Origin of the sequence: Streptomyces sp. SP17BM10, assembly GCF_036322405.1 — a bacterium.
In the GTDB taxonomy this organism is placed as follows: Bacteria; Actinomycetota; Actinomycetes; order Streptomycetales; family Streptomycetaceae; genus Kitasatospora.
This window is the reverse complement of record NZ_JAQYXB010000343.1, coordinates 55,180-72,830: the sequence shown is the minus strand read 5'-3', so window position 1 is coordinate 72,830 and position 17,651 is coordinate 55,180. Positions and strand designations below refer to the sequence as shown.

General features: G+C 73.7%; 13 protein-coding genes. 9 read left to right on the top strand and 4 right to left on the bottom strand.

Features of this window, described 5'->3' with window-relative positions:
- Positions 1-52: 52 nt before the first annotated feature.
- The 5 genes from PUR71_RS02670 (at position 53) to PUR71_RS02650 (ending at position 6,804) form a co-directional block, all read left to right on the top strand.
- Positions 53-1,267: a cytochrome P450 family protein gene (locus tag PUR71_RS02670; protein ID WP_329924663.1), complete on the top strand. Its 1,215-nt coding sequence runs from the start codon at positions 53-55 to the stop codon at positions 1,265-1,267.
- A gap of 263 nt (positions 1,268-1,530) precedes the next feature.
- Positions 1,531-2,916 (top strand): ABC transporter substrate-binding protein, encoded by a 1,386-nt coding sequence (locus PUR71_RS02665; protein ID WP_329924662.1) that lies wholly within the window; start codon positions 1,531-1,533, stop codon positions 2,914-2,916.
- A 190-nt stretch (positions 2,917-3,106) separates the two neighbouring features.
- Entirely contained in the window at positions 3,107-4,129 is a 1,023-nt protein-coding gene (locus PUR71_RS02660; protein WP_329924661.1) for a carbohydrate ABC transporter permease, read from the top strand.
- A complete protein-coding gene (locus tag PUR71_RS02655; protein WP_329924660.1) occupies positions 4,126-5,052 on the top strand; it encodes a carbohydrate ABC transporter permease in 927 nt (308 codons plus the stop codon). The genes PUR71_RS02660 and PUR71_RS02655 overlap by 4 nt, the downstream gene beginning before the upstream one ends.
- A 174-nt stretch (positions 5,053-5,226) precedes the next feature.
- Positions 5,227-6,804: a DUF4153 domain-containing protein gene (locus PUR71_RS02650; RefSeq protein ID WP_329924659.1), complete on the top strand. Its 1,578-nt coding sequence runs from the start codon at positions 5,227-5,229 to the stop codon at positions 6,802-6,804.
- A 134-nt stretch (positions 6,805-6,938) separates the two neighbouring features.
- Here PUR71_RS02650 and PUR71_RS02645 read toward each other — a convergent pair whose 3' ends face one another.
- On the bottom strand, positions 6,939-8,486 hold the full coding sequence (locus tag PUR71_RS02645; protein ID WP_329924677.1) for an MFS transporter: 1,548 nt from the start codon (positions 8,484-8,486) through the stop codon (positions 6,939-6,941).
- 181 nt (positions 8,487-8,667) lie between these two features.
- Here PUR71_RS02645 and PUR71_RS02640 point away from each other — a divergent pair, with 181 nt between their 5' ends.
- The 3 genes from PUR71_RS02640 to PUR71_RS02630 all read left to right on the top strand — a co-directional run bounded on the left by PUR71_RS02640 (position 8,668) and on the right by PUR71_RS02630 (position 10,970).
- Positions 8,668-9,369 carry a TetR-like C-terminal domain-containing protein gene (locus tag PUR71_RS02640; RefSeq protein ID WP_329924658.1) on the top strand — a complete coding sequence of 234 codons (702 nt, stop codon included), beginning with the start codon at positions 8,668-8,670 and terminating at the stop codon, positions 9,367-9,369.
- Between the two features lie 120 nt (positions 9,370-9,489).
- Positions 9,490-10,188: a ribonuclease HII gene (locus tag PUR71_RS02635; protein ID WP_329924657.1), complete on the top strand. Its 699-nt coding sequence runs from the start codon at positions 9,490-9,492 to the stop codon at positions 10,186-10,188.
- 101 nt (positions 10,189-10,289) lie between these two features.
- Positions 10,290-10,970, top strand: a complete 681-nt coding sequence (locus tag PUR71_RS02630; RefSeq protein ID WP_329924656.1) for a hypothetical protein — start codon at positions 10,290-10,292, stop codon at positions 10,968-10,970.
- Positions 10,971-11,110: 140 nt separating this feature from the next.
- On the opposite strand, the gene PUR71_RS02625 is transcribed toward PUR71_RS02630, so the two are convergent.
- Complete coding sequence (locus PUR71_RS02625; RefSeq protein ID WP_329924655.1) at positions 11,111-11,782, bottom strand: hypothetical protein; 672 nt, start codon at positions 11,780-11,782, stop codon at positions 11,111-11,113.
- A gap of 404 nt (positions 11,783-12,186) precedes the next feature.
- Positions 12,187-14,385: a RecQ family ATP-dependent DNA helicase gene (locus PUR71_RS02620; RefSeq protein WP_329924654.1), complete on the bottom strand. Its 2,199-nt coding sequence runs from the start codon at positions 14,383-14,385 to the stop codon at positions 12,187-12,189.
- Positions 14,386-14,614: 229 nt separating this feature from the next.
- On the opposite strand from PUR71_RS02620, the gene PUR71_RS02615 reads away from it, so the two are divergent.
- Positions 14,615-16,177, top strand: coding sequence for a DUF4192 domain-containing protein (locus tag PUR71_RS02615; protein WP_329924653.1), 1,563 nt, complete (start codon positions 14,615-14,617; stop codon positions 16,175-16,177).
- 43 nt (positions 16,178-16,220) lie between these two features.
- Here PUR71_RS02615 and PUR71_RS02610 read toward each other — a convergent pair whose 3' ends face one another.
- On the bottom strand, positions 16,221-17,534 hold the full coding sequence (locus PUR71_RS02610; RefSeq protein WP_329924652.1) for an alpha/beta fold hydrolase: 1,314 nt from the start codon (positions 17,532-17,534) through the stop codon (positions 16,221-16,223).
- Positions 17,535-17,651: the final 117 nt, after the last annotated feature.

Below are 17,651 nucleotides of genomic sequence, written 5' to 3'. Positions count from 1 at the left end.
GTCCCGCTGTCCCGCAGTCCTGAAGTCCTCAAGTCCCGAAGGAGAGTTGCCGATGTCCGCGGCCCCGGCCCCGTTCGTCCTCGACCCGCTGGCCCGCGACAACGCCGCCGAGGGCGCCCTGCTGCGCGCCGCCGGTCCGGCGGTGCCGGTCGAGCTGCCCGGCGGGGTCGCCGCCTGGGCGGTCACCCGGCACGCCGAGGCGCGCGACCTGCTGACCGACTCCCGGCTGGTGAAGGACGCCGCGCACTGGGCGGCCTTCCAGCGCGGGGAGGTCCCGAGGACCTGGCCGCTGATCGGCCTCGCGGTGCCGGGCCCGAGCATGGTGACCACGGACGGCGCCGAGCACCGCCGGCTGCGGGCGCTGGTGGCGCAGGCGTTCACCCCGCGCCGGGTGGAGCTGATGCGCCCGCGCGTCGAGGAGATCACGCACCGGCTGCTGGACGGGCTGGCCGCGGGCGGGCCGGAGGTGGACCTGAAGACGGCGTTCGCGTTCCCGCTGCCGATGACGGTGATCTGCTCGCTGCTGGGCGTGCCGGAGTCGGACCACGGCGTGCTGCGCGACCTGTACGAGCGGTTCTTCGGCATCAAGCCGGACCCGGCGGGCATCCAGGCGACCATCGCCGGGCTGAACGCCTTCGTCAACGACCTGGTGGCACAGCGCCGTTCGGCCCCCGGCGACGACCTGGCGAGCGTGCTGCTGGCGGCGGACACCGAGGGCGGCGCCCTGACCGACGCGGAGGCGGCGGCGACGATTCGGGTGATCATCGCGGCCGGCCACGAGACCACGGTGAACCTGATCGGCAACGCCGTGCGGGCGCTGCTGGCCCACCCGGACCAGCTGGAGCTGGTGCGGTCGGGGAGGGTGTCGTGGGACGCGGTGGTGGAGGAGTCGCTCCGCTGGACGCCGCCGACCAGCAACTTCCTGTTCCGCTTCGCGGCCGAGGACATCCCGGTGGGCGACACCGTGATCCCGGCGGGCGAGCCGGTGCTGATCTCGTACAACGCCATCGGCCGGGACCCGGCGCAGCACGGCATCACGGCGGAGCTGTTCGACGTCACCCGGGACGGCTCCCGGCACCTGTCCTTCGGTCACGGTCCGCACGTCTGCCCGGGGTCGCCCCTGGCCCGCCTGGAGGCGGGGGTGGCGCTGCCGGCGCTGTTCGAGCGGTTCCCGGGGCTGTCGCTGGCGGTGCCGGACGGGGAGCTGCGGCCGAGTCCGTCGCTGGTGGTCAACAGCCTTCTGGAGCTGCCGATCCGGCTCTTCTGACGGACGGCCGTCCGGCGGCCCCCTCCCCTCGTCGGGTCGGGGCCGCCGGCGTGTCGGGGCGCGGGAGGCCTGCCGTCGGGTCACGACCGGGCCTCCGTGCGACGAAGGTCGATCGCGGACCTTGGCGGCGACCGGCTGCTGGGTTACCGTCGTCGGATCGGCCCGCACGTCCCATCCGACGATCCGATCAGCCGACCATCTCCGGTACAGCGCAATGTCGTTCGGTCCACAGCCGGCAGCACGCCCTGGCGAGGAGAACCACATTGACCCTCAACCCGACCGCACCGTCCGAGAGTCCCCGCCGCCGTCTGGCCGCCGCGCCCGCGCTGCTCGCGGCGCTGGCGCTGACCGCCGCCTGCTCGAACAGCTCCGGCGGTTCGGGCGACGGCGGGGGAGCGGCGCAGTCGCTGTCCGGCGACTGCGCCAAGTACCAGCCGTACGCCGGGCATTCGGGCACCACGGTGACGATGTTCGCCTCGATCCTCAGCCCGGAGTCGGATAACCTGGAGAAGTCCTGGGCGGAGTTCTCCAAGTGCACGGGGATCAGGATCAGTTACGAGGGGTCGAACGACTTCGAGTCCCAACTGCCGGTCCGCGTGGCCGGCGGCAACGCCCCGGACTTCGCGATCATCCCGCAGCCCGGACTGCTGGCGCAGATGGTGAAGAGCGGCAAGGTGGTGAAGCCGCCCGCCCAGACGGTCACCAACCAGGACAAGTGGAGCCCGGTCTGGCGGACCTACGGCTCGGTGAACGGCACGTTCTACGCCGCCCCGATGAGCGCCAACATGAAGTCGCTGGTCTGGTACTCGCCGAAGGCCTTCAAGGCGGCCGGCTACGAGGTGCCCAAGACCTGGGCCGACCTGATGGCGCTCAGCGACCGGATCGCCAAGGCGGGCGGCGGCAAGCCGTGGTGCGGCGGCATCGCCTCCGGCACGGCCACCGGCTGGCCGGCCACCGACTGGCTGGAGGAGGCGGTGCTGGGCACGTACGGCGGTGACGTGTACGACCAGTGGGTGAGCCACCAGGTGAAGTTCTCCGACGAGAAGATCACCAACGCCATGAGGACGGTCGCCGGCTGGATGCAGAACCCGGCCTGGGTCAACGGCGGCTTCGGCGACGTGAAGTCGATCGCCACGACGACGTTCCAGGACGCGGGCACGCCGATCCTGAGCGGCAAGTGCTACCTGCTCCAGCAGGCGTCCTTCTACAAGGCGCAGTGGCCCAAGGACACGAAGATCGGCCCGGACGGCGACGTCTTCGCCTTCCACCTGCCCGCCGTGGACCCGTCCGTCCCCAGCCCGGTCGAGGGCGGCGGCGAGTTCCTGACCGCGTTCTCGAACCGGCCCGAGGCGCAGGCGGTGCAGAACTACCTGTCCAGTTCGGACTGGGCGAGCAGCCGGGTGAAGACGGCCACCGGCTGGGTCTCGGCCAACCAGGGCGTCGACAAGAGCCTGTACACCGACCCGGTCGACCGGCTGTCGGCGGACGCGCTGACCGACCCCGGTGCGACCTTCCGCTTCGACGCCTCCGACATGATGCCGGCCGCGATCGGCTCCGGGCAGGAGTGGAAGTCGCTGACCTCGTGGTTCGCCGAGGGCCAGACGATCCAGAAGGTCGCGGGCGACATCGACGCCGCCTGGCCGCAGTAGCCGTCGCCCGGCCGCAGTGGCCGCATGGGCCGCCTGGCCGCAGTGGCCGTCGCCCGGTCGCAGCGGCCGCATGGGCCGCCCGGCCGCAGTGGCCGGCGCCGTCACGGGACCGCCCGCCGAGGGCGGTGCGGGGCCACCCACCCGCACCGCCCGCCCCCCAACCCACCGGCACCAGGAGGGACGCACCGCGATGTCCGTACCCGGCACCCCGACCCCGCCCGCCGCGCTCGCCGGCGGCGCATGGGGCGACGCGGCGATCAAGTTCGGCAACACGTTCGGCGCGGTCGCGGGCTTCCTCGGGATCCTGCTGCTGGTCTTCCTTGCGGCGGGCCGGGCCCGGGGCCGCCTGGCCCGGCCGATGGCCGTCGCGGTCTTCCTCGGCCCGGCCGTGCTGCTCCTCCTGGTCGGCCTGGTCGCGCCGCTGCTGCGCACCGTCTACCTGAGCTTCTACAACGACGACAGCTCCCGCTTCGTCGGCGGCGAGAACTTCGGCTGGGCGTTCACCACCGACTCCGTCCGGCACGTGCTGGTCAACACCGCGCTGTGGCTGGTGATCGCGCCGCTGGCGGCGACCGGACTCGGCCTGGTGCTGGCGCTGCTGGTGGACCGGATGCGCGGCCAGGCGGTCTACAAGTCGCTGATCTTCATGCCGATGGCGATCTCGCTGGTCGGCGCGTCGATCATCTTCAAGTTCGTCTACGAGTCGCGCGGCCCCGGCCAGTCGCAGATCGGCCTGCTCAGCCAGCTCGCCGTCGCACTGGGCTGGCACGATCCGCCGAACTGGATGCTCGACCAGCCGCTGAACACCTTCCTGCTGATGGTGGTCATGGTCTGGGTCCAGACGGGCTTCGCGATGGTGGTGCTGTCGGCGGCGATCAAGGCGATCCCGGACGAGATCACCGAGGCGGCCCGGCTCGACGGTGCCGGCGGGCTGCGGCTGTTCTGGTACGTCACCGTGCCGATGATCCGCACGACGGTGGTGGTCGTGCTGACCACCGTCATGATCACGACGCTGAAGGCCTTCGACATCGTCCGCACCATGACGGGCGGCAACTTCGGCACCCAGGTGCTGGCGAACGAGATGTACTCGCAGTCCTTCGTGCAGTTCGACACCGGCCGGGGCAGCGCGCTCGCGGTGATCCTCTTCCTCGCGGTGCTGCCGCTGGTGGCCTACAACATCGTCCAGCTGCGGAAGGAGCGTGGGGTGCGATGAACGGCTGGGGAGCGCGGGACGCCCGTGGCCCGGTGCGCAAGGCCTTCAGCAGCCCGCTCGCCTCGGTGTTCGTCATCGCGGTGACGGTGCTGTGGACCATCCCGACGCTGGGCCTGCTGGTGACGTCGTTGCGGCCCAAGCAGGACGTGACGGCGGACGGCTGGTGGAACGCCCTCCTGCACCCGGACCTCGGCCTCGGCAACTACCACACCGTGCTGTTCGAGGGCGGCTCCGGCGTCTCGACCGGCCTGATGCCGTTCCTGGTCAACTCGCTGGCGATCAGCGTCCCGGCGACGGTCTTCCCGCTGGTGCTGGCGGCGATGGCGGCGTACGGGCTGGCGTGGGTGCGGTTCCGGGGCAGCGACGTGGTGTTCTTCGTGGTGTTCGCGCTCCAGGTGGTGCCGATCCAGATGGCGCTGATCCCGCTGCTGCGGCTGTTCTCGGGCGGCGCGCACCTGGGCTCGCTGACGCTGATCCCGGCGGTGGACCTGAAGGGCAGTTACGCGCCGGTCTGGCTGGCGCACACCATGTTCGCGATGCCGCTGGCGGTGTTCCTGCTGCACAACTTCATCGCGCAGCTGCCGCGGGACCTGATGGAGGCGGCGGTCGTGGACGGCGCCTCGCACTTCAAGATCTTCCGGTCGATCGTGCTGCCACTGTGCACGCCGGCGCTGGCCTCGTTCGCGATCTTCCAGTTCCTGTGGGTCTGGAACGACCTGCTGGTGGCGCTGACCTTCGCGGGCGGCACGCCGGAGGTGGCGCCGATGACGGTGCGGCTGGCGCAGCTGTCCGGGTCGTTCGGCGGGCGCTGGGAGCTGCTGACGGCGGGGGCGTTCCTGTCGATCGTCGTCCCGCTGATCGTCTTCTTCAGCCTCCAGCGGTACTTCGTGCGCGGGCTGCTGGCGGGGTCGGTGAAGGGATAGGCGGGGCGCCGGGGCGGGTGGGGTCGGGCAGGGGTATCTGAACACGTTCAGACCAAACTTTTGAACCTGTTCAGAATGGTCTACAGTCGGCAGCAGTCGCAGCGCCGAGCGCGCCTGCGGGCGGGGCGCCCCGAGGGGTGTCCCCGCCTGCCCACCGACCACTGAGGGGGACTCATGTCCGCGCCGTCCAGCCCCGCCCCGGCCGATCCGCCGCCCGCCCGGCCTGCCTGGGGGGCCGGTGCGCCCGCCCCGGAGACCTTCTCGTGGCTGCGCCCCAGTGACCCCGGCGGCAAGGCCGCCGCCACGCCCAGGGTGCTCGTAGCTGCGCTGCTCACCGGTCTCCTTATGGCCTGGCTGCTGGGTGACGGCATCGGCGTCGGGCTGACGGTCTGCGGGGTCGCCGCGGCGGTCGGCGCCGGGCTCGCCGCGCGTGCGGCGGGCCGGCGGGTCCGGCCCTGGACGGTCGCCTGGAGCGCGCTCGCGCTCGCCCTGCTCGTCGTCCCGGCCCGGTGGGAGGCGGGCTGGCCGGTGGTGATCGCCGTGGTCGGCGCGCCGGCGCTGGCCTCGCTCGCGCTGCACGGCGGCCGCCGCTGGCCGGGGGTGCTGCTCGCGCTGCCGGGCATCCTCTGGCAGCTGGGGCCGGGAATCCTGTGGGCCGTCGACGGCCTGGCCGGGCACCGCCTGCGCAGCCGGGGCCGGATCGTCCCGGTGCTCAAGGCGATCGCGGTCGCCGCCGTCCTCCTCGTCGTCTTCGGCTGGCTGTTCGCCGGGGCCGACCCCGCCATGGCGGACGTCCTGGACAGCCTCAGCCCCAGCATCGACCTCGACCGGCTCCCGGTGCGCGCCGTGCTGTTCGCGGTCGGGCTGCTCACCGCGCTCGGCTTCGCGCACATCGCCGCCGGCCCGCGCCGCTGGGACCGCACGGTGGTCCGGCCCGGCCGGGCCCGCGGGCGGCTGGAATGGGCGCTGCCGCTCGTCGCGCTCGACCTGATGTTCGGCGTCTTCGCGGTCATCCAGGCCGTGGTGGTGCTCGGCGGCGCCGACGCCGTCCTGCGGAACACCGGGATGAGCCGCTCCGAGTACGCGCGCCAGGGCTTCTGGCAGCTGTCCGTGATCACGGTGCTCACGCTGGTGGTCGTCGCCGTCGCCAAGCGCTGGGCCCCGCGCGCCACGCCCGCCGACCGCCGCCTGGCGCGGATCCTGCTCGGGCTGCTGTGCGTGCTCGCCCTGACCGTCGTCGCGTCGGCGCTCGGGCGGATGTGGTTCTACGTCGACGCCTCGGGCCTCACCCGGCTCCGGCTCTGGGTGCTGGTGGTGGAGATCTGGCTCGGCGGCGTCTTCGCCCTGCTCATCGCCGCCGGTCTCACCCGCTCCGCGGGCTGGCTGCCGCGCGCCGTCGTGCTCAGCGGTGCGCTCGCCGCGGTGGTCTACGGGCTGATGGGGCCGGACGCGATCGTCGCCGAGCAGAACGTCGCCCGCTACGAGCGGACCGGCCGGATCGACCTGCGCAACGTCCGCGACCTCTCGCCGGACGCCGTCCCCGCGCTCGACCGGCTGCCCGGCGCCAAGCGGACGTGCGCCCTGCAGCTGATCAGCACCGACCTGGAGAACCGGGCCGAGCCCTGGTACGCCGCCAGCCTCTCCTCCGCGCGGGCCCGGGAGATCCTCGCCGCACGGCCCGTGGCGGACGACGGCCGCGGCGGGGGGAGCGCGTGCGAGCAGGCGGGGCTGAGGATCGACGCGTACTTGTGACGCGTACCGGTGACGCGTACTGGTGGCGTGTACGTGTGAGGCGTACTTATGAGGAGCGGAACGACCGACGGGCCGGCCGGGAGCGTGCTGCTCCCGGCCGGCCCGCCGGTTCCCGCGGGTCGAGGCGCGCGGCCTCAGTGCATCGCGACGCCGGAGGCGTCCGACGGCAGGTCGCTCGCCTTGGCCTTGATCGCGAAGACCGCGACCAGCAGCGCGATCCCCGCGAGCGCGGCGCCCACGATGAATCCGTGCGAAATGCCCTGGGCGAGGACGGAGTTGGCCGCGTCCGTGCCCGGGGGGAAGTCCTGGTGCTCCTTGAGGTAGCCCAGTTGCTCGGGCGTGGCCGTCTGCATGAACGTCGGCAGCTGCAGCTTGGCCTCGGCCGTCGCGTAGTGGGCGAAGACCGTGGTCAGGATCGACAGGCCGAGCGAACCACCGATCTGCTGCATCGAGTTGAGCAGGCCGGAGGCGGCGCCGGTCTCCTCGCCGGGGACGCCCGCCACGGAGAGCAGCATGACCGGGACGAAGATCAGGCCCATGCCGAAGCCGAAGATCACCGTGGGGCCGAGCACCCCGTCCACGTAGCCGCTGTCCTTGCCCATCTGGGTCAGCCAGGTCAGGCCGATGGTGACCAGCAGCGCGCCGCCGGCCATGAACGGCTTCGGGCCGTACGTGGCCTGGAGGCTGGACGCGACCTGGGCGGCGATGATGATCGCCACGCTGATCGGCAGGAACGATACGCCTGCCTTCAGCGGGCTGTAGCCGAGCGGGCCCTGCACGAAGAGGACGACGTAGAAGAAGATGCCGAACATGGCCGCGGCCAGGCAGAGCATCATCACCAGGCCGCCGGTGCGGTTGCGGTTGGCGAACAGGTGCAGCGGGGTGATCGGCTGGGCCGTCCGCCGCTCGATCACGAAGAACGCCCCGAGCAGGATCACGCCGGCCGCGAAGGAACCGATCGTCAGGCCGTCCGACCAGCCGTAGTCCGGGTTGGCGGCGCGGATGAACCCGTAGACGAGGCCGACCAGGCCCAGCGTCGAGGTGAACGCGCCGGGCAGGTCGAAACGGCCGTCGGTGCGCTCGGACTCGGCGATGTAGCGCGGCGCGGCGATCGCGATCAGCACCGCGATCGGCACGTTGACGAAGAAGACCCAGCGCCAGTCCAGGTACTCGGTGAGCAGACCGCCGGCCAGTAGGCCGATCGCGGCGCCCGAACCCGCCACCGCCGAGAAGACGCCGAACGCCTTGTTGCGTTCCGGCCCCTCCTCGAAGTTGGTGGCGATCAGCGCGAAGGCCGTCGGTGAACAGATCGCACCGCCGATGCCCTGGAGCGCGCGGGCGGCCAGCAGCAGGGTGCCGTCCTGGGCGAACCCGCCCAGCAGCGAGGCCAGGCCGAACAGCAGGGTGCCGAAGATGAACACCCGGCGGCGGCCGAGGATGTCACCCGCGCGACCGCCGAGCAGAAGCAGCCCGCCGAAGGTCAGCGTGTAGGCGTTGATGACCCACGACAGGTCGGTGGTCGAGAAGTTGAGCGCGTCCTTGATGCCCGGCAGCGCGATGTTCACGATGGTCGCGTCGAGCACCACCATGAGCTGCGTCGCCGCGATGACCGCCAGGGTGATGCCCTTGCCCCGGCTCGGTCCGCCGCGCGGTGGTGAGTTCTTGCTGAGAGTGTCGGAAATAGCCACGAAAGTGCCCCCTGGCTGGCTATGTGCGTGATGTGCTGCGGACCGTGGGCCCGGCGGAGAACCTGCGCCGTGCTGCAGGCTAGGAAGGAACGGGATCGTTCACTAAGCTGGACGATATCCTGGGCCAGTTTGTGAACGCAAGCGTTCCCTAAGGTTGGTGGCAATGGATCATTCGGTGCGACGCCAGGTGGCGGACCGGTCGGCCGGCCCGGCCCCGGAGGGCGCGGCGGCGCCGGCGCGGTCGGCGTCCGGCCCGCCGGCCATGTGCCGGGTGCGGGTGGCCGCCGAGGTCCTCACCCGGCCGGTGCGGCGCCGCGGGAAGGAACTGGAGGACGCGATCTTCGCGGCCACGCTCGACCAGCTCACCTCCGGCGGGTTCGCGCGGCTGACGATGGAGGGCGTCGCCGCTGCGGCGCGGACCGGCAAGGCCGCGCTCTACCGGCGCTGGGCCTCCAAGGTCGAACTCGTCGTGGACGCCCTGGACTCCACTCTCCCACGGCCGAACGGCGTCCCCGACCTCGGGTCCACCCGGGACGAACTCCTGCAGCTCATCGAGGTGTTCGCGGGCGCGATGAACTCGCGCGAGGGCAGCGCCCTCCAGGCGCTGATGGGGGAGCTCGACCACGAGCAGGCGCAGCTGTTCAAGGACTTCATCGTGCAGCGGGTCGTCGAGCCGACCACCGGGACGATCCTCACCATCCTCCGCCGCGGCGCGGAGCGCGGCGAGGTCCGCCCCGCGGCCGTCGCCCCGATGGTCGCGGACGTCGCCCCGGCGATGCTGCTCTACCAGGTCAAGATCTGCGGGCGCGAGCACACCCCGCCCGACTACGCTGTCCGCCTGGTCGACGACGTGCTGATGCCGATGATCAGCACCTGAGGTGCACCGGGCCGGGTGTCCCCGAGGCGGTCGCTCCGGCGTGGCGCAGGGCACCTCGGCGACGGGCTTAGGCTGGAACCGCCCCAGCTGAACGGGCCGCCCAGCCGAACGGAGCCTGTGATGCCCATCGTCCCGCCGACGCACTCCGTCGAGCGCTCGCTCCGCCGGGCCGGCGCCAAGGTCGTGGTCGGGCTGGACGAGGTCGGGCGCGGCGCCTGGGCCGGACCGGTCACCGTCGGCGCGGCCGTCACCGGACTGCGCCGGCCGCCGGAGGGACTCACCGACTCCAAGCTGCTCACCGAGCTGCGCCGCCGCGCGCTCGCGCCGGTCCTCGCCGACTGGGTCACCGCGTACGCCCTCGGCCACGCCTCGCCGCAGGAGTGCGACGAACTCGGCATGACCGCCGCCCTGCGCCTGGCCGCCGTCCGCGCCCTGGAGGCGCTGCCGGTCGAGCCCGACGCGGTGATCCTCGACGGCAAGCACGACTACCTCGGCGGTCCGTGGCGGGTGCGCACGGTGATCAAGGGCGACCAGTCCTGCATCTGCGTCTCCGCCGCCTCCGTCCTCGCGAAGGTCCACCGCGACGGGATGATGGCCGAACTCGGCGAGCAGCACTCCCCGTACGGCTTCGCCGACAACGCCGGGTATCCGTCCCCGGTGCACCGCGCCGCGCTGGAGGAGTTCGGGCCCACCGAACACCACCGGCTCTCCTGGGCGTACTTGGACGCCCTGCCGAGGTGGCGTCACCTGAAGCGGATCCGGCCGGGCCTGGAGGCGGCCGAAGCCTCCGCCGACGAACAGTTGACGCTCGGTTTCTGACGGTCCGTCTGGAATTGCCCCGGGTGGGTCCGGCGAGGTCCGGGTGCCCAATGGGTGGGGCGCCCGTGCGCGTTCGACCGGCATTTGATAGATATCCGGGTATGCCTGTCTTCCCCGAGGAGCCGGAGATTCACGAGAGCCTCCCGGGCCCCGGCGTTCCCTTCCCCCGAGAGTCGGACGCACAAGCCCTCCGCGCGCCTGCCACCGGCGGCGCGCCCACCACCGCTCCCACCACCGTCGCCGCGCCCGCCCCGGTGCCCGGCCCGCGCCCCGCGCCGCCGCGCCCGGCACCGCCGAGCGCCGGCCGGCCCGGTCCGCAGTCGCGCCCGGCGCCCAAGCCCGGTCCCGCGCCGCGCCGTCCCGTCCCGGCCGCACCGCAGATCGAGGTCCGGCGGGTCGCGGCCACCCCGGCCGAGGCGCTGGAGCGCGCCGACGAGGTGGTCGACCAGTTGCTCGACGCCGGGCGCAGCCCGGGCGAGATCCTGGTGCTGACAGTCGGCGGGGCGCACCCGTGGCAGCAGCACGAGCTGTCCTTCGGGGAGGAGCGCTACTGGGCGCAACTCGCCGAGGGCGGTGACGTGTTCTACGCGGACGCCGCGCTGACCCGCCCGGCCCGCCGCGAGGTGGTCGTCCTGGTCGCCAACGGCGGACCGGCCGCCCGGGCCGCCGAGGCCTACACCGCGGCGCTCGGCCACGCGTCCGTGCTGCTCGTGGTCTGCGGCGACGCCGGCCCGGCCGCGGGTGCTGCCGGAGCGGCGCCCGGCCGTCCGGTCAGCGCCTGAGACGAGCGGCCCCGCCCGGGCCCGGTGCCGCACGGTGCCGGGCCCGCGGGCCGTCGCACTCTGCTGCCGCACGCAGCCGGCCGTGGCTCGGGATTCCGTGCGGCCTGTGCGGCCTGTGAGGCTCGTGGAGCCCCGGGCGCTCAGCCGGTTCCGGTGCGGCGGGCCGGTCGGACTTCGGTGACCCTGGAAGGCGTCCAGGGCCGCTCGGACGTCTGGCGCAGGGCGTGCCGGCCGCCCGGTGCGTCCAGGGCCGTGCGCGGTGGCAGCTCCGTCACGGTGTGGACCGGCCCGTCCGCCCACGAACCCGCGTGCGGATTGCGGCCCTGCCGTCCGTCCCCGAGGATCTGCCAGCCGGCCGGGGTCAGCCCGATGTAGGAGCCGCAGCGCAGTCCGTGCAGGACTGCCGCGTCCCGCAGGGCCCACATCCAGGCCCCGTCCTGCTCGGTCCAGCCCGCGGCGCCCTCGCGGCAGCGCAGCAGTACTGCGGTGCGGGTCGGCACGGGCTGGCGCAGGTCGTGCGGGGTGATCTGGCGCAGGTGCGACAGAAGGGCGTTCCGGTGCTGCCAGCCGTCGGTGTCGTGCGGCCAGGGAGTGAAGGAGGCCGAGGCGCTCAGGTGGTGCACCGCGTCGAGGACGGCGACCACGACCGTGCCCGGCTGGGGCAGGTGGCGCTGGTGCAGCTCCAGGACGAAGTCGCGCGGATCGCGCAGCAACGGGATCCCCGAGGCAGTCCAGGTCTCCAGGTCCAGCAGCCGTCTGGGCGCCGAACTCCGGGCGAGGGGAGACTGACCTCGGCCGATACCGTTGATCACGATCCTCCTTCCCGACCCACGGGCACGCGGGTACCTGCGTACGCCGAAGGCAGGGTCCACCGGACCGTGTTTCGGGTACCCGCCAATTCTCGTGGCATCGGGGGCGGAGCGGCAACGATGAAATGATGAACGCCGCCCGAAAGTCCACGTTCTGCCGGATATATTCCACCGCGGCGCAAGCGCTACTCAGGCATCTCCGCAGCCTGGCGAGGGCCCGGGTGAACGGCCCGTGAACTGGGTTCCGCAATGTCATCGCCCCTCTCGCGTCGCCGGTCCTCCGCGGGTGCCCCGCCGATGTGATCCCTCCCTCCTTTAGGCCATTCGAGTGAGTCCGTCCGGACGGGCGGTCCGCCTCCGTCCGGGTGTACGGCCCGGGTGCGCGACCGCCGCCGGGACCGCGCCGGTCAGGCCTGCACCGCCAGCACCAGGGGCAGCACCGCGCTCGCCCCGGCGCGGCGCAGCAGGCGCGCGGCGACGGTGACCGTCCAGCCCGAGTCGACGAAGTCGTCCACCAGCAGCACCGGACCGCCCGCGGCGGCCACCGCCTGCGCCAACTCGGGCGGCAGGACCAGCGCTTCGCTCACCGAGCGCAGCCGCTGCGCGCTGTTGCTGCGGGCGCCGTGCGGGGGCCGGCCGTCCGCGTACTCGATCCGCCCGAGCAGCGGCAGCCGCCCGATCTCGGCGATCCGCGCGCCGAGCGTGCCGACCAGCTGGGGGCGGGTCGAGGAGGCCATGGTCACCACACCGGCCGGCCGCTCCAGCCGGGCGCCGTCGGCCGGGGCGGGCCCGGCCCAGCCGCCCGGCCCGCGTGCCCAGTCGGCGAGCACCGTCACGAGGGCGTCCACCGCCTCGCCGGGGACGGGCACGTCCGGCGCCTGCTCGGCGAGCAGGCTGCGCAGCCGGGTGCCCCAGCCGATGTCGGACAGCCGGCCGAGCGCCCGGCCCGTCTCGGCCTGCTCCCCGGCCGGGATGCGCCCCTTGAGCGGCACGCCGACGGCTTCCATGCCGGTGGGCCAGAGCCGGCGCGGCTCGAAGCCGACCCCGGGGCGGCCGAGCGCGGCGCGGGCGGCCTCCAGCGTGGCGGCCGACACCTCCGGGGTGTGCAGCGGCCCGGCGCAGTTGTCGCACCGCCCGCACGGCGCGGCCTGCTCGTCGTCCAGCTGCCGCCGCAGGAACTCCATCCGGCAGCCGGTGGCCGCCGCGTACTCACGCATCGCGCGCTGCTCGGCCTCGCGGGAGGCCGCGACCTTGGCGTAGCGGGCGGTGTCGTACTCCCAGCTCTGCCCGGTGGCCGTCCAGCCGCCCTTCACCCGGCGGACGGCGCCGTCCACGTCGAGCACCTTGAGCATGGTCTCCAGCCGGGTGCGGCGCAGGTCCACCCGGGGCTCCAGGGCGGCCGTGGACAGCGGGCGGCCGGCCTCGGCGAGCGCGTCGATCGTGCGGCGCACCTGCTCCTCGGGGGGGAAGGCCAGTGAGGCGAAGTAGCGCCAGATCGCCTCGTCCTCGCGACCGGGCAGGAGCAGCACCTCGGCCCGGTCGACGCCGCGCCCGGCGCGGCCGACCTGCTGGTAGTAGGCGATCGGGGAGCTGGGCGAGCCCAGGTGCACCACGAAGCCGAGGTCTGGCTTGTCGAAGCCCATGCCGAGTGCGGAGGTGGCGACCAGCGCCTTGACCCGGTTGGCGAGCAGGTCGGCCTCGGCCGTGCGGCGCTCGGCGTCCTCGGTGCGGCCGGAGTAGGAGGCCACGGCGAAGCCGCGCTCGCGCAGGAAGGCGGTGATCTCCTCGGCGGCGGCCACCGTCAGGGTGTAGACGATGCCCGAGCCCGGCAGACGGTCGAGGTGGTCGGCCAGCCAGGCGAGCCGGTGCGCCGGGTCGGGCAGCGGGAGCACACCGAGGGTGAGGCTCTCGCGGTCGAGCGGGCCGCGCAGCACCAGGGCGTGCTCGTCGGAGGTGCCGGTGCCGAGCTGCTCGGCGACGTCGGCGGTGACCCGGGCGTTGGCCGTGGCGGTGGTGGCCAGCACCGGGACCCGGGGCGGGAGGTCGGCGAGCATGGTGCGCAGCCGGCGGTAGTCGGGGCGGAAGTCGTGGCCCCAGTCGGAGATGCAGTGCGCCTCGTCGACCACGAGCAGGCCGGTGGAGGCGGCGAGCTTGGGGAGTACCTGGTCGCGGAAGTCGGGGTTGTTCAGCCGCTCCGGGCTGACCAGCAGGACGTCCACCTGCCCGGCCGCGACTTCGGCCTGGATCGCCTCCCACTCCTCGGTGTTGGCCGAGTTGATGGTGCGGGCGTGGATGCCCGCCCGGGCCGCGGAGTCGACCTGGTTGCGCATCAGGGCGAGCAGCGGCGAGACGATCACCGTGGGGCCGGCGCCCCGGGCGCGCAGCAGGGCGGTGGCGATGAAGTAGACGGCGGACTTGCCCCAGCCGGTGCGCTGCACGACCAGGGCCCGGCGGTGGTCGACCACCAGGGCCTCGATGGCCGTCCACTGGTCGTCGCGCAGGGTGGCGCCGGGGCCGGCCAGCTCGCGCAGGACGGCCTCGGCCCGCGCCCTGACCTCGGCGCGGTCGGCGGCGGTGGCGGTGGTGTGGATCTCGTGCGGCTGCATGGCGTCCATGTAACCCCGAGGTGCCGACAACGGGCGAATGCCGGGGCGGGTGGCATAGGTGGAGCACGGGTGTATGTCATCCGATCTTCGGTTGAACGGCAGTCAAATTTCACTCAGGAGAGTGGCGATGACGTGCTCCGAACGAGGGAGGCGGAATTCCGGCCCGGAGTTGTCCACAGGAAAAAACAAAAGTCAGCCGGGGATTCCGGGGCCCGGCACTCTTCCCCTCATGAACGCCATGAACGACGACAACGCCATGAACCACGACAACGCCATGAACGACGAGACCACGAGGAACGGGGACAACGTGACGCTCTCCCTGGGCCCGGGCTCCGGCCACCGGCCGGTGACGATGCGCGGCCCGGCCGACATGGCCGAGCTGCTGCCCTACCTCCTGGGCTTCTTCCCCGACGACAGCATCGTCGCCGTCGGCCTGCACGGTCCCGACCTCCACCAGGGCGGGGTGCTGCGGGCGGACATCCCCGCATCCCGCGCGCAGTGGCCGGCCGCGGCGGAGGAGACGGCCGCCCTCCTGGTCGACGTCTCCGAACAGCGCGGCAGCCGCCCGATCCAGGTGCTTCTCTACCTCTGCCAGGATCCGGTCCCGGGGCACGGACCGCCGGTGGACGGCCTGCGGTCGCTGGCCGACGGCCTCCGGGCCGCGTTCGCCCGCCGGGGCGTGCCGGTCAAGGAGTCGCTGTGCGTCTCGGACGGCCGCTGGTGGTCCTTCCTCTGCCGCCGGGAGGGCTGCTGCGACCCGGCGGGGAACCCGATCCGCCGCGCCCCCGCCCCCGGTCCGGCCGCCGCCGCGGCGACGTTCGCGGGCCTCGCCCCGCGCGGCAGCCGGAAGGCGATCGTCGCCGGGCTGGCCCCGATCGGGCCGCCGGCCGCCGACACCCAGCGGGCGGCCCTCGCGCGGGCCGGGACGGCCGATCCGTCGGCGCCCGGGATCGCCCTGCTCGACCAGGCCTTCGCCGAGTTCGCGGCCGGTGCCCGCGAGCTCGACGAGGACCGCACGGCTCGGCTGCTGCTGGCCCTGCGGGACCGGCGCACCCGCGACCGCGGCGCCGAGTACGTCCGGCCCGCCGAGCTGGCGCCCGCCGAGCGGCTCTGGCGCTTCCTGGCCCGGCGGGCCGTGCCGCCCCACGAGAACTGCGCGGTCGCCCCGCTGACCTTGCTGGCCTGGGCGTCCTGGGTCGCGGGGGACACCGCGACGGCCCGGGTCGTGCTCGGCCGCGCCCTCGACCTCGACCCGTCCTACCTGCTGGCCGATCTGCTGCACGAGTCGCTCAACGACGGCATGACCCCGGAGGCGCTGCTTGCGGCCGTCGAGGGCCAGCGGCTCCGCCGGGAGGCGAAGCGCGCGAAGGAGGCGGGCGAGGCGGGCGAGGCGGCGGCGGAGCCGACCGACGAGGAGTGCGGCGGCCCGGCCGCGGGTCCGGGTGGAGGGCCGGACGGGACGCCGGACGGCCCGCCGGGCGGCTCCCGGGACGGGGCACCCGGGCGGGGAAAGGCCAGGCGCCGGCGCCGGGGCGGCCGTCGGGCGGCCTCGGCCGTCGGTCCCGGCCCTGCGGGCGGTGCTCCCGGTGGGCCCGCGCAGGCCGCGCCGGAGGCGGACGGCTCCGGGCCGACCGCCCTGGTCACGGAGCCGGGTCGCCGCCGGGTTGAGCGCTCCGACGGGAGCCTGCGGCTGGGCCGCGGCCGGGCGTGCACCGGGCGGGTGGTGCCGCTCGGGAGCGGGGCTCACCGCTGCACCGGCCGGTCGTCCAGGGGAGCCCGTCATGCGCGCTGACGTCCTCGTCCGCCCGCTCCGGGCTCCCCGGGGTCGGGCCGGGCTACAGCTCGCCGTGCGCCATCTTGATCAGGCGGTCCAGCACCTTTCCGCCGCTCACCCGCAGGCCGTCGTGCTCCCACTCGTTGGTGATCCAGGTCCGCATGCCGCGCACCGCGCGGGCGGTCTCCAACGAGTGGGCGGTCTCCACGTACATGTCGTCGTGGTACACGGCCGCCACCGCGGGCACCTCGTTGGCGGCGAGCTGCTGCGGGTCGTAGAGATCGGGCCAGTCGGCCCGGGCGGCCAGCAGCTCCGCGGTCTCCTTCAGCGGCCGCAGCGACGGGTCGGTGTCGAACATCCAGGGGTAGATCATCTCCCCGGTGAACAGCACCGGGGCGTCCGAGTCCAGCGCGGCCCGGGCGTCGAACTCCGGGAACTCCTTGCGGACCCGCTCGGCCGACCAGGCGGTGCCGCCCGCGTCCACCGACCGCTGGCCGTAGATCGACTCGTGCAGCACGGCGTACAGCGGGCCCTCGGCGAAGGAGGTCCTGGCCTGGACGCCGTAGAGGAAGGTGTCGGAGAGCTCGGGTCCGTCCGGGCCCTCCACCCAGGCCTCCTCCAGCAGGTAGTGCAGGGAGCCCGAGCCGCTTCCGCCGCCCAGCATCATCCCGAGGGACTGGAAGGCCTCGACGGTGAGCAGGCCGCCGTCGGGCAGCGTCGCGGGAGCGGCGGCGAGGTGCGCGGCGATCCGCCGCACCGCTTCGACGTCCTGCGGGAACCGCTCGTAGTGCCCTTCGTTCTTGCGGACCACCCGCGCGTACGCGGCCCGGTAGACGTCGTCGGCCGAGCCCCGCAGGCCGGCGAGGCCGCCGGTGATGAAGGCCTCCGTCAGGCCCTCGGGGGCGATCGAGAGGTAGGTGAGGGTGCAGAAGCCGCCGAAGCTCTGGCCGAGCACGCTCCAGCGCCGGTCCGCGCCGATCAGGTGGCGCCGGATGAGCTCGGCGTCGCGCACGATCGAGTCCGCGCGGAAGTGCGCCAGGTAGTCCGCCTGCTCCCGGGCGCCGCCGCGCAGGGCGAGGGTCCGGCGGGTCGCGGGCGTCGAGCGCCCGGTGCCGCGCTGGTCGAGCAGGAGGACCCGGTAGTCGTCCAGGGCCCGGTCCAGCCAGGCGTCCCGGCCGAGCGGGCGGGCCGCCTTGCCGCCCGGGCCGCCCTGCAGGAAGAGCAGCCACGGCAGGTCGTCCCGCTCGCGGCCGGCGGCCACCACCTCGCGGGCGTACACCGAGATCTGCTCGCCCTCGGGGGCGGCGTGGTCCAGCGGGAGCTGGAAGACGTGGTCGGTCGTGACAATCCCGGGCAGCCGGCTGGCGGTGGACATACAACTCCTCGGTCTCTGCAGGTCACAGCGGTCACGACGCCGTTCACGGTCTCACCGGGTGCGGGCACCGCGACACCCGCACCGTATCCTGGCCGCCGTCGAGCACCGGTTCGACGG